The following is a 12,613-nucleotide window of genomic DNA, read 5'->3' as shown; positions in this document are numbered from 1 at the left end:
CGGCTGGCGTGGAAGCTGCGATACTGAGCCGCATGGCTAGTACCGCTGACTTCATCCACGCCCACCGAGATTCTTCCGACGCCGAGCTCGCCGCAGCCCTCGTTGAGCACGCAGGCCAGCTCGCCCTGCGGATGCGCGGCGAAGGCATCGCCGCCGATCAGAAGACGTCCGTGTCCGATGTGGTGACGGAAGCGGATCGCACCGCGGAGGCGTTCGTCGCCGAGGCGCTCGAGGCGCTGCGCGGGAGCGACGGGCTGCTCGGCGAAGAGGGCGCCTCGCGCCCCTCGTCGACCGGGCGTACTTGGGTCATCGACCCGGTTGACGGTACCTACAACTTCTCGCAGGGTTCGGACTATTTCTGCTCGGCGATCGCGCTGGCGGAGGGCGACCCTGCAGACGGCAACGCGCTCATTGGCGCAGTGCACCGCCCGGCGACTTCCACCACGTGGCTTGCCGCGGATGGTGTGGCAACTCGAGATGGGGTTGAGCTGGGGCGTTTGGCAGAGTCGTCGATAAGCAATCAAGCCCTGGTGACCTACCTGCACCCGACCTGCATGCGCAACCCGGAGATTGTGGCGGCTTGGATGCGGGCGAGCGTGGACGCGGCGACCGTGCGGATGTGGGGCGCGGGGTCGGTCGATCTAGCGAACATCGCCGCAGGACAAATGGGCGGCTGGCTGCAGCACTCGGTGGCGGACTGGGATTGGCTGCCGGGCAAGGCGCTGGTCGAAGCCGTTGGCGGGCGCGCGGTGAAAGTCGACGCGGGTGGGGTGACCTGGTGCGTTGCTGGAAACGCGAAGCTGGTCGAAGACGTGGTGGCTAGACTTGGCGACCATGACTAGCCCGAATTACTCAGACGACCTCGCGCTTGCGCTGGAGCTCACGGACCTGGCGGATTCCATCACCCTCGACCGGTTCGAAGCCGCCGATCTGAAGATCGAGTCGAAGCCGGATTTGACCCCCGTCTCCGACGCGGATTTGGCCGTCGAAGAAGCGCTGCGCGCACGCCTGACTGAGGCTCGTCCGGCGGACGCGGTGTTGGGCGAAGAGTTCGGCGGCGAAGCTGCGTTCGAGGGCCGCCAGTGGGTCATCGATCCCATCGACGGCACCAAGAACTTCGTGCGCGGGGTGCCGGTCTGGGCCACGCTCGTCGCATTGCTTATCGACGGCTCCCCCGTCGTCGGCGTCGTCAGCGCCCCGGCTCTCGCGAGGCGCTGGTACGCCTCCAGCGGCGCCGGGGCGTGGCGCACGTTCGGCGGCCAAGGGCTCAAGCGGCTGAGCGTTTCCGGGGTGGCCGAAGTCGAGGATGCGTCGTTGTCCATGTCCTCGCTGTCCGGGTGGACCGATCGCGGCCTGCGGGACAACTTCCTCGGGCTGGCTGAGCAGACCTGGCGGCTGCGCGGTTACGGCGACTTCTTCAGCTACTGCCTTGTCGCTGAGGGTGCGGTGGACATCGCAGCGGAGCCGGAGGTTTCCCTGTGGGATCTCGCGCCGCTCGTGCTGTTGGTTGAGGAAGCCGGCGGCAAGTTCACCTCATTGACCGGCGAGGACGGCCCGCACGGCGGCGATGCACTCGCGACGAACGGGTTGCTGCACGAGGCTGCGCTGGCGCAGATCGCGGCGCCGGGCGCTTAGCTGCGCGCGTAGCCTATGGCAGGCGGAACCCGCCCGGAATGTGCGGGAAGATCGCATCTGCGCGAGCGGAACCGGTTGGGGCATGAATCGGCCCCTGCAGCGGGCTGTGGCACGCGACCGCAAACGGCTGCGGGAACATACCGCCGTTGATCAGGCCGACAAGGCGGTCACCAACGTAGAGCGGCGCGCCTGAATCGCCCTGCATCGCGCAGACCTGGTTGATGTTCATCAAGTCCCAGTCGCGCCAGGTCACGCCACAGGTGACTCCGGAAGCGACTCCCTTCTTGCACACCTGCCCGCCCGGCTGGATCGGCGCGGAACCGAGGTGGTTGATGGTCAGCCCGTCGTAGGAGCGGGTGACCTCGGTGTTCGGGGCGAGGTGGATGAGGGCGTAGTCCAAACGCGAGTCCACGTGGACCACACGGCCGGTCTGCCCGAGGCCGCGCGCGTCGGCGGAGACGACGGGAGCACCGACTTCAGCACAGTGCCCAGCAGTGACGGCGACTTTGCGGCCCGCATTGTCGTATCCCGCGACGGCGACGGTGCAGATCACTTCGTTCTCCCCCGTACCCACGAAGACTGGGGTACCCGGGCCGTAGAGCGCGTTGCCCCGCGCTTGCGCATCCAACGCTTCCTGCGGGATTCGCGGCGCGTCATGTAAAGAACCAGGAACGCGGTGAAGAACGCTCTGAGCTAGCGGTTTACCGGCCAGCGTCTTAGAAACCGGATCGTTGCGCCACACGTAGTTCGGGTCCTGCTGCGCGTGCGCGATAGGCATCGCGGTAACGGCGAGCAAGGCAGTCGCGGCGGCGGCGACGAAACGGCGGATCATGCTGACCTCTTTCAGTTGTGGCTCTGCACTTCGACAACACTTGTCACAGTAATAACAACGAAACCATACGCGATGTGGGGGCTACACTGCACTGCGTGACACACCTCGAGTTCAAGCGCCTGGATGAGATGACCTCCCGCGAGGCCTATGACCTGTTCAAACTCCGGGTAGACGTTTTCGTGGCCGAGCAGCAATGCCCGTTCGCAGAGATCGATGAGACGGATGCGGCGCCCGACACCTCCCACATTCTCGCGTACGACGCTGACGGCAGGCTCGCTGGGTGCGCCCGGGTATTCCCCACCGCCGATACCGAAATGACCGAGACTCCGGGCTCGCGCTTCGGCCGGTTCATTGTCGCCCCGTTCGCCCGCGGCACCGGACTCGGTCCGCGCATCGTCGAGGCTGGGATTAAGTTCACCGAGCGTTGGCCCGGCGATCTCGTAATTGAGGCGCAGGCAGGGCTCGTCCCCTACTACAACCAGTTCGGATTCGTTGAAGAGGGAGACGAGTTCTTGGACACGGGGATACCGCATCGGGTGATGCGTATCCGTCGATAAGCGAAAAGCTCTAGCGGGGGCGGAACAGCGCGCCGGCGGCCGATGAAGTGACTGCCGAGCCTATGAGGACCAGCACGGTATAAGTGATGCCGCTGATACCCAGCATCTGCAGCAGCCAGCCGAAGAAAAGGGCGCCAACCACGGCGCCTGCGATCGCAACAATCCAGCGTTCCATGGGGCCAACCGTAGCAGTGTGTTAAACTGCCTGGCTGTTGAAGGGGAGTAGCTCACCAACAGCATGCTCGACATACTGGCCTTTACATGGGGCCCGGGCAGCCGGCTCACGTGGCGTGAGCGAGCGAGACCTTCGGCCGATTACCGCACCGAAAGGAACCCCCGTGAGCGAAGCTCTCCGCGAAGAACAGCGCCTGCTCGAGCGCTTCATGTGGCTTTCAATCATCGCCTCCATCTTTGCCATTGCGCTGAAGCTGTACGCGGCGTGGGTGACGGGTTCGGTCGGCTTCTTCTCCGACGCGATCGAGTCCTCCGCCAACCTGGCCGCTGCGGTAGTGGGGCTTTGGGCGCTGAAACTCTCTGCTAAGCCCGCCGACGCGAACCACAATTTCGGCCACGCCAAGGCGGAATACTTCGCGGCGCAGGTGGAAGGCACGATGATTCTGGTGGCCTCCGTGGTCATCATCGTCACCGCCGTGCAGCGCATCATCGACCCGGCTCCGCTTAACCAGCTCGGGATCGGCCTGGTTTTCTCCGTTGTTGCCACCGTGATCAACCTCGGTGTCGGTGTGGCGCTGGTGCGGGCGGGTCGCACCCACCGCTCCAGCACGCTCGAGGCCGATGGAAAGCATTTGCTTACCGACGTCTGGACCACCGTGGGAGTCATCGTAGGCATGGCGTTGGTGTGGTTGACGGGGTGGGAAGTCCTCGACCCGATCGTGGCGCTCATAGTCGGAGCCAACATTTTGTTCACGGGATACCAGCTGCTGCGTCAAGCGATGATGGGGCTGCTCTCCGAGGCACTGCCGAAAGACGAGGTCGAGACTGTACAGGCGTTTTTGGACGGCTTCGCGGCGGAGCACGGCGTGGCGTTCACCTCGCTGCGCACCTCGGCGTTTGGTCGTGACCGCTTGGTCAACGTGGTCATGCAGGTGCCAGGCGAATGGACCGTGGACGCCTCCCACGACTACGCGGACGAAGTCGAGGTGGGCATCGCCGCCGCGCTGGGTCACGCAGAAACCATCGTGCACATCGAACCGCTTGGACATCACACCAAAACAGGTCCAAGGGCGGTGTAGCGGCCGCCGTAGAATCGGGTCATGCCACAGGAAAAATTGCAGAAGATCGTAGATAGTCTCGAATCCTCCCGCGTGGAACGCGAAGCACTCTACAAGTGGTTCCATCAGCACCCGGAAATGTCGATGCAGGAGCACGAAACCTCCAAGCGCATCGTCGAGGAGTTGGAGAAGCTCGATCTCGAGCCGCAGAACATCGGCGTGACCGGGCAGGTCGCCGTGATCGAGAACGGTGAAGGACCGCGCGTGGCGTTTCGGGCCGACTTCGATGCCCTGCCCATCACCGAGAACACCGGGCTGGACTACTCCGCTGATCCCGAGCTGGGCATGATGCATGCCTGCGGCCACGACTTGCACACCACTGCCCTACTCGGTGCGGTGCGCGCGCTGGTGGAGAACAAGGACCTGTGGTCCGGCACGTTCATTGCTATCCACCAACCCGGTGAGGAAGGCGGCGGCGGAGCCCGCCACATGGTGGATGATGGGCTTGCGGAGAAGATCGCTGCGCCAGACGTGTGCTTTGCCCAGCATGTATTCAACGAAGACCCCGCCTTCGGCTTCGTGTTCACTCCCGGCCGGTTCTTGACCGCTGCTTCGAACTGGAAGATCCACATTCACGGTGAAGGCGGACACGGTTCGCAGCCTCATTTGACCAAAGATCCGATTGTCGTGGCAGCCTCGATCATTACCAAGCTGCAGACAATTGTCTCCCGCGAAGTCGACCCGAACGAGGTAGCGGTGGTCACCGTCGGTTCTATCGAGGGCGGCAAGTCCACCAACTCGATCCCGTACACCGTCACCCTCGGCGTGAACACCCGAGCTTCCAACGACGAGCTCTCCGAATACGTTCAGAACGCAGTCAAGCGCATCGTCATCGCGGAATGCCAGGCGGCGGGCATTGAGCAGGAGCCGGAGTTTGAGTACCTGGACTCCGTTCCAGCCGTGATTAACGACGAAGACCTCACGGATAAGCTCATGACACAGTTCAAAGACTTCTTCGGCGAGGATCAAGCCGTGGCGATCCCGCCCCTATCCGGCAGCGAGGACTACCCATTCATTCCGAACGCCTGGGGCGTGCCCAGCGTGATGTGGGGGTGGTCCGGCTTCGCCGCAGGTTCCGATGCGCCAGGCAACCATACTGACAAGTTCGCGCCAGAGCTTCCCAACGCACTCGAGCGCGGCACCCAATCGATCTTGGTGGCCGCCGCGCCCTGGTTAATGAAGTGATATTTTCGGGGGCGTGCAGCGCCCAGGTAGCCAACCTCGTTTGATCGTCCCCGACCTCGCCAGAGGTCTCGCCCTTGCGGGCATCGCGATGGCCAACGCTACGCAGGCCTGGATGTACAACGGCTTCGACGATCCTGACGTGCCCGGCAGTTCGCTCGGTGGCCTACGCGAGGGCAGCGCCACTGACCAGTTCGCTGCGGTCTTTTCCGCGCTGTTCGTCCACGTGCGCGGTCTGCCCATGTTCAGCACCTTGCTGGGGTTCGGCATCGGGTTGATCGCGGCAAGCCTGTTTCGCAAGCAGTACCCGCTTCGCGACGCCCGGCGCGTCATCGTGCGCCGCTACGGTTTCCTCGCACTGTTCGGCTTGATCCACATGTTCGGGCTGTTCTTCGGCGACATCATGTTCTTCTATGGGCTGATCGGCATGTTGCTCGCCACGATGTTCACACTCAGCAATACGTCGTTGCGGATGATCGCCTACGGCGTGCTGAGCCTGTTCACGCTCCTGGGCACCGTGCTCGCCGTGGCGGTCTACTTCTTCGAACTCCCGATTGACGAGGCGCTCCGCCCCAGCAATCCCGAGCTGACCAATATCATTGACTACTTCTCCGCCAACGCGTTTGCCGGCCTCTTTACTTTGATAGCTGCACCTGTCTCGGTGATTCAACTGGGCAGCCTCGCCATCATCGGTTACATCTGGGCGCGCGAGGGTTACCTTGTCAACGTCGACGCGCACCGTGGGATGCTGTGGCGTTGGGTCATCTTCGGATCGGTGGTTGCTGTAGGTACCGGCCTGCCGTGGGGGCTTTCTGCCATCGGTGTCATCAACCCGTTCACTGAGCCTGCGTGGGCTGTGCTGAGCCAGAGCTGGGGTCTGTTCACCGGCCCGGCGATTCTCGCCGCGATAGCACTGGCCACCAACCGCATCCAAGAGCAGATGCACGCCAACGGCGGCATCGCGCCAGCGTGGACGTACCCCTTCGTCGCACTCGGCAAGCGCTCGATGTCCGGATACCTGGCCCAGTCATTCCTGTTCATCGCCATCGCCATGCCGTTTGGGCTCGGCGTCGGCTTAGAGGCGTCGATAAGCGGCAAGCTCCTGACCGGCCTCGGCATCTGGCTGATCACCCTGCTCCTAGCGACCGTGATGGAGAAAGCCGGCATCCCCGGCCCGTTCGAGCAGGTGCACCGCCGCCTCTCCTACGGCAAAACCGGCCGCCTCGAGCCCTACGAGCTTCCCAAGTCCCAGTAACGCCGCACCGGCCCTGGGCTACGCTGGGGCGCATGGCCGAAGACACCCACCCCGAGAAAACCCCTGGCGGGCCGAGCGTCAAAGACGGCGAACTCTACGAGCGCCTGCGCGAGGAGGGAAACTCCAAGTCGAAAGCGGCGGCGATCGCCAATGCTGCGGCAAAGGAAGGCCGCGAAACCGTCGGTAAGCGCGGCGGCAAGTCCGGCTCCTACGAGGATTGGACGAAAGACGAGCTCTACGAGCGCGCCCAGGAACTTGAGATCGAGGGCCGCTCCAGCATGTCCAAAGACGAGCTAATCGAGGCGCTGCGTGAGCACTAAACCAAGCCTTGACCTGCGGTGTTACTTTGTCACCGGGCAGAGCCCCGACCTAGTCGAGCGCTGCGTCGAGGCCGCGCACGGCGGCGCCGGGGTCATCCAGGTTCGCTCGAAGCCGATTTCAGCCCGCGATTTGTACGCACTCTCGGCAGCAATCGTGCGGGCAGTGCCGCCATCAACACGCGTGCTTATCGACGATCGGTTGGACGTGGCCCTGGCCCTTCAAACGGAAGGCATCGCCGGCGTGCACCTCGGACAAGACGATATTGATGTCCGCGTAGCTCGGCGCCTCCTCGGGCCCGACGCGATCATCGGGTTGACCACCGGCACTCTCGAGCTTGTGGAGGCTGCGAACGAGAACGCCGATGTGCTGGATTACATCGGGTGCGGCCCGTTCCGGGCAACGCCGACGAAGGATTCCGGGCGCGCGCTGATCGGGTTAGAGGGTTACCCAGAGCTCGTCGCTGCATCGCAGGTGCCGATGGTCGCGATCGGCGACGTCACCGCAGACGATGCGCGCGACCTCGCCCGCACCGGAGTCGACGGGGTTGCCATCGTGCGCGGCATCATGCACGCCGACGACCCGCGGACGTATGTGCAGCGCGTGGTGGCTGAGTTCGACGCTGGCAACGAGGCGTCGATAAGCGAAAAGCTCTAGTACGAGCTGAAGCCGTCCTCGGTGAGTTCGTGGACCTCGTCGCCGGTAATTGCGGGGTTGAAGACACTGACCAGGATGAGGTCTTCGTCCTTGCCGCCGCGCAGGTAGTGAGCGTCGTGGTTGTCCAGCACGTAGATGGTGCCCGGGGTGATCGGGTAGATGTTTCCCTCGGTGTCCTCCACCTCGCCGGAGCCGGCGATGCAGTAGCAGGCCTCGAGGTGGTTTCGGTACTGCAGCTTCGACTCGGTGCCGGCGCGAACGACGGTGTGCGCCACGGCAAAGCCCATGTTGTCTTTTGCAGTGAGCAGGCGTTCGCTGGTGCCGCCGCCCCACTCAACGGTTTCTACATCTTCGCGGGATCGAATAAACATGTCGCTCCTTGTATCTGTAGGAATCGTGTCCGGTAACCACGGTACGGAAAAACGGCCGGCTGTGACCTGAGGGTTGGAACCCATGACTGGAGTCACGGGTGAAACGTGACTGCGCGGCTAGGCCGCCGCTGGTCTCGGCTGGTCCAATGGAAGGCATGATTGAAACACACAGCTTGACCAAGAGATTTGGGCAGGTCACCGCACTCGACGGCGTGGACATCCGCATCGGGCCCGGCGAGATTGTTGGCCTACTTGGACGCAATGGCGCTGGCAAGACCACGCTGATCGACCTCATCTTGGGCCTGACCACCCCCTCAAGCGGGACCGTCACAGTTGGTGGGGGCACGCCGAAACAGGCAGTGCGCAACGCGCGCATCGGCGCGGTGATGCAGACAGGCGGGCTGCTTCCGGATGTGAGCGTGCGCGACACCTTAGCGATGATCAACGCAACGCATTCCGATTCCATTGGTGTGGAAGCCGCACTAGATGCTGCGCGCCTGACCGACATCAAGAACCGCAAGGTGGGCAAATGCTCCGGCGGCGAGCAACAGCGGTTGCGATTCGCCATCGCGCTGCTCGGCCGGCCTGACATCCTCATCCTCGATGAACCGACCACCGGCATGGACGCCGCCACCCGCCACGAATTCTGGGATTCGCTGCGTACCCAGACGCAGCAGGGGCGAACCATTGTATTCTCCACCCACTACCTCGAAGAGGCCGAACAATTTGCGCAACGAATCATCGTGCTCGATCGAGGCGAGGTGATTGCGGACGCGCCGATGGACAAGCTGCAAGCCAACGAGAAGCGGGTACAGGCGGCATCGTCAAAGGGGCCGATCGATGTCACTACCGCTGACGCTGATGGCGTGGCGCGCGAATTGCTCACCGAAACCGACGCGCACGACCTGACCATTACGCCCACATCACTTGAAGACGTATTCGTGCGACTGACCGAGGAGACCGATCGTGACCACGCTTAATTTCGCCCTACACAATCTGAAGCGGCTCAAGTCGGACTTCGCGTCCCTGTTCTTCAACATCGCCCTGCCAGTGGTGCTCTACCTCATCTTCGGAGCCAGCCAGCCCGACGGTGAGGCGGAAATCGCGAACGGCAACATGGCCGCCTACGTGATGCTAGCCATGGCGCTCTACGCCGGAGTATCCGGAGCGGTGTCGCAAGCGTCCACCGTAGTCGTTGAGCAATCGACCGGGTGGGGCCGCCAACTCGCACTCACACCGCTGAGCGACACCCAGCTGACTGCCGCTCGATTTCTGGTGGTGCTCATTCACGTCGCGCTGCCCGTGGCCGCAGTGTTTCTCGCCGGCGCGGTGACCAAGGCCCAGATGGAGCCTTGGACCTGGCTGTGGACGTACCTGATCACGGTCGCGGTGGCGCTGCCGTTCGGGTTTTACGGCAGGATCTGGGCGCAGGCGATGAGGTCCTATACCGCTGTGTCCATCGCCGCGACATCGGTAGTGCTGCTGGCCATCGCCGCCAATCTGCTCATTCCGCTCACTGAGGATCTCTTGTCGTTCGCGCGCTTTACCCCGCTCTACGGTGCCGCCGTGCTTTCGCGCTGGCCATTGACCGAAGGCGAGCAGTTTGTCCAAACCGACCCATACTGGGTCACCGACCCGCTATGGGTGCCGGCTGTCAGTATCATTTTCTGGACTGCACTGTTCACACTCACGTCGCTCGCGCTGGACAGAAGGGAGAAGCACCGCGCGTGATCACCCGCTCAGACTTCGACCGCCCCGCTGCACGCTCCGCTGCCGTATGGCTGTTCTTCCTGCTCAGCCCAGCGCTGATCGTCGCGGTTGCAGATATTTCACCGTGGCAGCGCGCGATGAGCCTTATCCTGGTCGGCCTCACGGGCCCTGTGTTCGTGGCCGGGCACAGCTACCGCGGCCCGTTGTACGAAAGGGAGTGGGCAAACCTTGCGCTATGGCTGACACCGCTGCTCCTGCTCACTGCCGCGCTGAGTTGGTTCATCGGGCCGTGGACTGCGACCATGCTGCCGTTTGTCACATCGGTGGCCAGCTCGGTGGCCCGGTTTCGCTACAGCGCCTGGGTCAACCTGGCGGTCATCGTCGCTTACGGGGTGTACGTGGCATTCGCCGGCGGGCCGAATGCATTGTTGTTCTTCGGATTCATGGCGACGATCGCCGCAATCGTGGGCGCCCAGGTGGCCAGTTTGCGCATCAACGAGGAACGCGCCCAGCTGAGCACGGAACTGCGGCTGGCGCACCAGCGTGAATCCATCTCCCGCGACATTCACGACCTGCTCGGTCACTCATTGACCGCCATCAACGTCAAGTCGTCGCTCGCACTCAAGCTGCTCGACCGCGATCCGCAGCGCGCTCGGCAAGAGGTGGAAGAGTTGGTGGAGCTCTCGCGCGCCGCGCTTGATGACGTTCGCGCTGCCGTCTATGGTTCTCACACCCCCACCCTGGCGCGTGAACTCAGCTCTGCGACATCGTCATTGCAGGCGGCAGGTATTACTCCGCAGGTAGATGCCGACCCGGATGTGGAGTCGCCCCTGTTCGCTTGGGCGCTTCGCGAGGCTGTCACCAACGTCATTCGCCATTCAAGAGCCGACGCATGCCGCATCACGGTCACGCCACAGCGCCTCATGGTGGCGGATAACGGCGTGGGCATTCAGGAAGGCACTGCGTTGTCGAGTTTGTCGTCGCACATCGACGCAGCTGGAGCACGCTTGCGGGTCAGTTCACCGGTTGCATCGACCGGCACAGTTGTCGAGGTGACCGTATGATCCGTGTGCTCATCGCCGACGACCAGGCGCTGCTCGTCGGAGCGTTGTCGGCGCTGTTGGAACTCGAAGACGACATCACGGTTGTAGCCACCTGCGATCGCGGCGATGACGTCGCAGACGCGGTGCGCTTACACGACGTAGACGTGGCGCTGTTGGACATCGAAATGCCCGGGCGCACCGGCCTCCAGCTCGCCGGCGACCTCGCAGATTCACCGTGCAAAGTAGTCATCGTGACCACGTTCGGCCGCCCCGGGTACTTGCGCACTGCGCTTGAGGCGGGCGCGTCCGGGTTCATGGTCAAAGACGCTCCCCCGGAGCAACTTGCCGACGCAGTGCGCAAGGCCCACGCCGGACTTCGCGTTGTGGATCCGACGGTCGCCGAGGAGTCGCTGTTCACCCCACCGTCGCCGCTGACCTCACGCGAAGTCGAGGTCGCGCGCGAAGCGCTCAGCGGCGCGGAAATCAAGGAAATCGCCAGCATCCTCCACCTCTCCCCCGGCACGGTGCGCAACCACCTATCGTCGATAATGGCGAAGACGAACACCACGAACCGTTACGCCGCCGCCCGCCTCGCTGAAGAAAAGGGCTGGCTGTAGCCGCCTCGGTCCGACCAGCTTGAGGCGTACGCTGGTGGACGTGAGTAAATTGAGCGTGGCAGTCATCGGCGGCGGCATCATCGGCCTTGCAACGGCCCTGACACTGGCTGACCGGGGCCACGCAGTCACGGTCTACGACCCGGATCCCGCCTCCGGCGCCACCCGGCACGCGGGCGGCATGCTCGCCCCCACCGCCGAGGTGGTGTACAAGCAAGAACCGCTGTTTCCGCTCATGCAGGCCGCGGCGCAGTGGTACCCCGAGCTCGTCGCGCTGACGGAAAAGTCCAGCACAAAACCGACCGGCTACCGCACCGACGGCACGCTGGTGGTCGCCCGCGATCGCGCCGATAACACCCACTTGGAGGAGCTGCGCGAGTACCAGTCGCTGCACGGCATGGAGGTGGAGCGACTGACCACCCGGCAGGCCCGCTCGCTCGAGCCCGCCCTCGCCCCAAGCCTCGCGGGAGCGGTGGGAATCGACGGCGATCACCAGCTCCAGCCCAGGTTGTTCACCCAATCGCTTATTGATGCTTGCGCCAACGCCTCAGTTGAATTCCGCGCCGCGGAAATCACGGACGTCAGCGAGGTCGATGCCGACCAGGTGCTCATCTCGGCCGGGCTCGGCGCCGCGGACATCACCGGCTGGTACGAGGGCAAAAACCCGCTCGATCTGCGCCCGGTATACGGCGACATCATCCACGTCAGCGTGCCGGAGCACCAGTACCCCCTGCTCACACGTGTAGTGCGCGGATTCGTCGAAGACCGCCCGATCTACCTCATCCCTCGCGAGGACCGGACGCTGACCATCGGCGCGACCACGCGCGAGGATGGGCGCGAAAATCCGCAAGTGCAGGGCATTTACCAGCTCCTGCGCGACGCGATCGAGATCTGCCCGGCAATCGAGGAGTGCGACTTCCTCGAAGCGGACGCAGGCGCCCGCCCCGGTTCGCCGGACGACTTGCCGTACCTCGGCCGGGTCAGCGACCGGGTGACCGTGTCCACCGGTTACTTCCGCCACGGCATCCTGCTCGCTGGCATGGCAGCGCGTTGCGGGGCGGAGCTGGTGGAACAGATCGCACCATCGATATCGTTGGAAGCATGCGACCCGTGGCGGCACCGCCGCGACAGCTAGAAGGAGATGAGA

At 63.8% G+C, this 12,613-nt stretch carries 16 protein-coding genes; 13 read left to right on the top strand and 3 right to left on the bottom strand.

Annotation, left to right across the window (positions count from 1 at the left end):
- Window positions 1-32 precede the first annotated feature (32 nt).
- Both CGLAU_RS03105 and hisN read left to right on the top strand, forming a co-directional pair.
- Entirely contained in the window at window positions 33-842 is an 810-nt protein-coding gene (locus CGLAU_RS03105; protein WP_095659435.1) for an inositol monophosphatase family protein, read from the top strand.
- Complete coding sequence (gene hisN, locus CGLAU_RS03100; RefSeq protein WP_095659434.1) at window positions 835-1,635, top strand: histidinol-phosphatase; 801 nt, start codon at window positions 835-837, stop codon at window positions 1,633-1,635. The genes CGLAU_RS03105 and hisN overlap by 8 nt, the downstream gene beginning before the upstream one ends.
- 13 nt (window positions 1,636-1,648) lie before the next feature.
- Here hisN and CGLAU_RS03095 read toward each other — a convergent pair whose 3' ends face one another.
- Complete coding sequence (locus CGLAU_RS03095; protein WP_095659433.1) at window positions 1,649-2,467, bottom strand: S1 family peptidase; 819 nt, start codon at window positions 2,465-2,467, stop codon at window positions 1,649-1,651.
- Window positions 2,468-2,562: 95 nt separating this feature from the next.
- Between CGLAU_RS03095 and CGLAU_RS03090 the strand changes: the two genes are divergently transcribed.
- Window positions 2,563-3,024, top strand: coding sequence for a GNAT family N-acetyltransferase (locus CGLAU_RS03090; protein WP_232507174.1), 462 nt, complete (start codon window positions 2,563-2,565; stop codon window positions 3,022-3,024).
- 10 nt (window positions 3,025-3,034) lie between these two features.
- Here CGLAU_RS03090 and CGLAU_RS03085 read toward each other — a convergent pair whose 3' ends face one another.
- The gene (locus tag CGLAU_RS03085) at window positions 3,035-3,199 is read right to left on the bottom strand and encodes a glycerol dehydrogenase (protein WP_095659432.1); all 165 of its coding nucleotides are present in this window, start codon (window positions 3,197-3,199) and stop codon (window positions 3,035-3,037) included.
- 208 nt (window positions 3,200-3,407) lie between these two features.
- Between CGLAU_RS03085 and CGLAU_RS03080 the strand changes: the two genes are divergently transcribed.
- The 5 genes from CGLAU_RS03080 to CGLAU_RS03060 are packed head-to-tail and all read left to right on the top strand — an operon-like array spanning window position 3,408 to window position 7,728.
- The gene (locus CGLAU_RS03080) at window positions 3,408-4,277 is read left to right on the top strand and encodes a cation diffusion facilitator family transporter (RefSeq protein ID WP_095661004.1); all 870 of its coding nucleotides are present in this window, start codon (window positions 3,408-3,410) and stop codon (window positions 4,275-4,277) included.
- Between the two features lie 21 nt (window positions 4,278-4,298).
- Complete coding sequence (locus CGLAU_RS03075) at window positions 4,299-5,501, top strand: amidohydrolase (protein WP_095659431.1); 1,203 nt, start codon at window positions 4,299-4,301, stop codon at window positions 5,499-5,501.
- A gap of 13 nt (window positions 5,502-5,514) precedes the next feature.
- The gene (locus CGLAU_RS03070; RefSeq protein ID WP_232507173.1) at window positions 5,515-6,753 is read left to right on the top strand and encodes a DUF418 domain-containing protein; all 1,239 of its coding nucleotides are present in this window, start codon (window positions 5,515-5,517) and stop codon (window positions 6,751-6,753) included.
- 32 nt (window positions 6,754-6,785) lie between these two features.
- Window positions 6,786-7,073, top strand: a complete 288-nt coding sequence (locus CGLAU_RS03065) for a DUF7218 family protein (protein ID WP_095659430.1) — start codon at window positions 6,786-6,788, stop codon at window positions 7,071-7,073.
- Complete coding sequence (locus CGLAU_RS03060) at window positions 7,063-7,728, top strand: thiamine phosphate synthase (RefSeq protein ID WP_095659429.1); 666 nt, start codon at window positions 7,063-7,065, stop codon at window positions 7,726-7,728. Before CGLAU_RS03065 ends, CGLAU_RS03060 begins: the two co-directional genes overlap by 11 nt.
- Here the strand turns inward: CGLAU_RS03060 and CGLAU_RS03055 are convergent.
- Window positions 7,725-8,099, bottom strand: a complete 375-nt coding sequence (locus CGLAU_RS03055; protein WP_095659428.1) for an ectoine synthase — start codon at window positions 8,097-8,099, stop codon at window positions 7,725-7,727. The two genes, CGLAU_RS03060 and CGLAU_RS03055, sit on opposite strands and share 4 nt — an antisense overlap.
- Window positions 8,100-8,254: 155 nt before the next feature.
- Here CGLAU_RS03055 and CGLAU_RS03050 point away from each other — a divergent pair, with 155 nt between their 5' ends.
- The 5 genes from CGLAU_RS03050 to thiO are packed head-to-tail and all read left to right on the top strand — an operon-like array spanning window position 8,255 to window position 12,601.
- On the top strand, window positions 8,255-9,079 hold the full coding sequence (locus tag CGLAU_RS03050; protein ID WP_095659427.1) for an ABC transporter ATP-binding protein: 825 nt from the start codon (window positions 8,255-8,257) through the stop codon (window positions 9,077-9,079).
- Entirely contained in the window at window positions 9,066-9,830 is a 765-nt protein-coding gene (locus CGLAU_RS03045) for an ABC transporter permease (RefSeq protein ID WP_095659426.1), read from the top strand. Before CGLAU_RS03050 ends, CGLAU_RS03045 begins: the two co-directional genes overlap by 14 nt.
- Window positions 9,827-10,873 carry a sensor histidine kinase gene (locus tag CGLAU_RS03040; protein WP_198304992.1) on the top strand — a complete coding sequence of 349 codons (1,047 nt, stop codon included), beginning with the start codon at window positions 9,827-9,829 and terminating at the stop codon, window positions 10,871-10,873. The genes CGLAU_RS03045 and CGLAU_RS03040 overlap by 4 nt, the downstream gene beginning before the upstream one ends.
- Window positions 10,870-11,469 carry a response regulator transcription factor gene (locus CGLAU_RS03035; protein ID WP_095659424.1) on the top strand — a complete coding sequence of 200 codons (600 nt, stop codon included), beginning with the start codon at window positions 10,870-10,872 and terminating at the stop codon, window positions 11,467-11,469. Before CGLAU_RS03040 ends, CGLAU_RS03035 begins: the two co-directional genes overlap by 4 nt.
- A 40-nt stretch (window positions 11,470-11,509) precedes the next feature.
- Window positions 11,510-12,601: a glycine oxidase ThiO gene (gene thiO, locus CGLAU_RS03030; RefSeq protein ID WP_095661002.1), complete on the top strand. Its 1,092-nt coding sequence runs from the start codon at window positions 11,510-11,512 to the stop codon at window positions 12,599-12,601.
- The last annotated feature ends 12 nt before the right edge of the window (window positions 12,602-12,613 follow it).

The sequence above is a fragment of the Corynebacterium glaucum genome, from assembly GCF_002287505.1.
In the GTDB taxonomy this organism is placed as follows: domain Bacteria; phylum Actinomycetota; class Actinomycetes; order Mycobacteriales; family Mycobacteriaceae; genus Corynebacterium; species Corynebacterium glaucum.
Note: the sequence above shows the minus strand (reverse complement) of the source record. Positions and strands in the feature narration are given on the sequence as shown.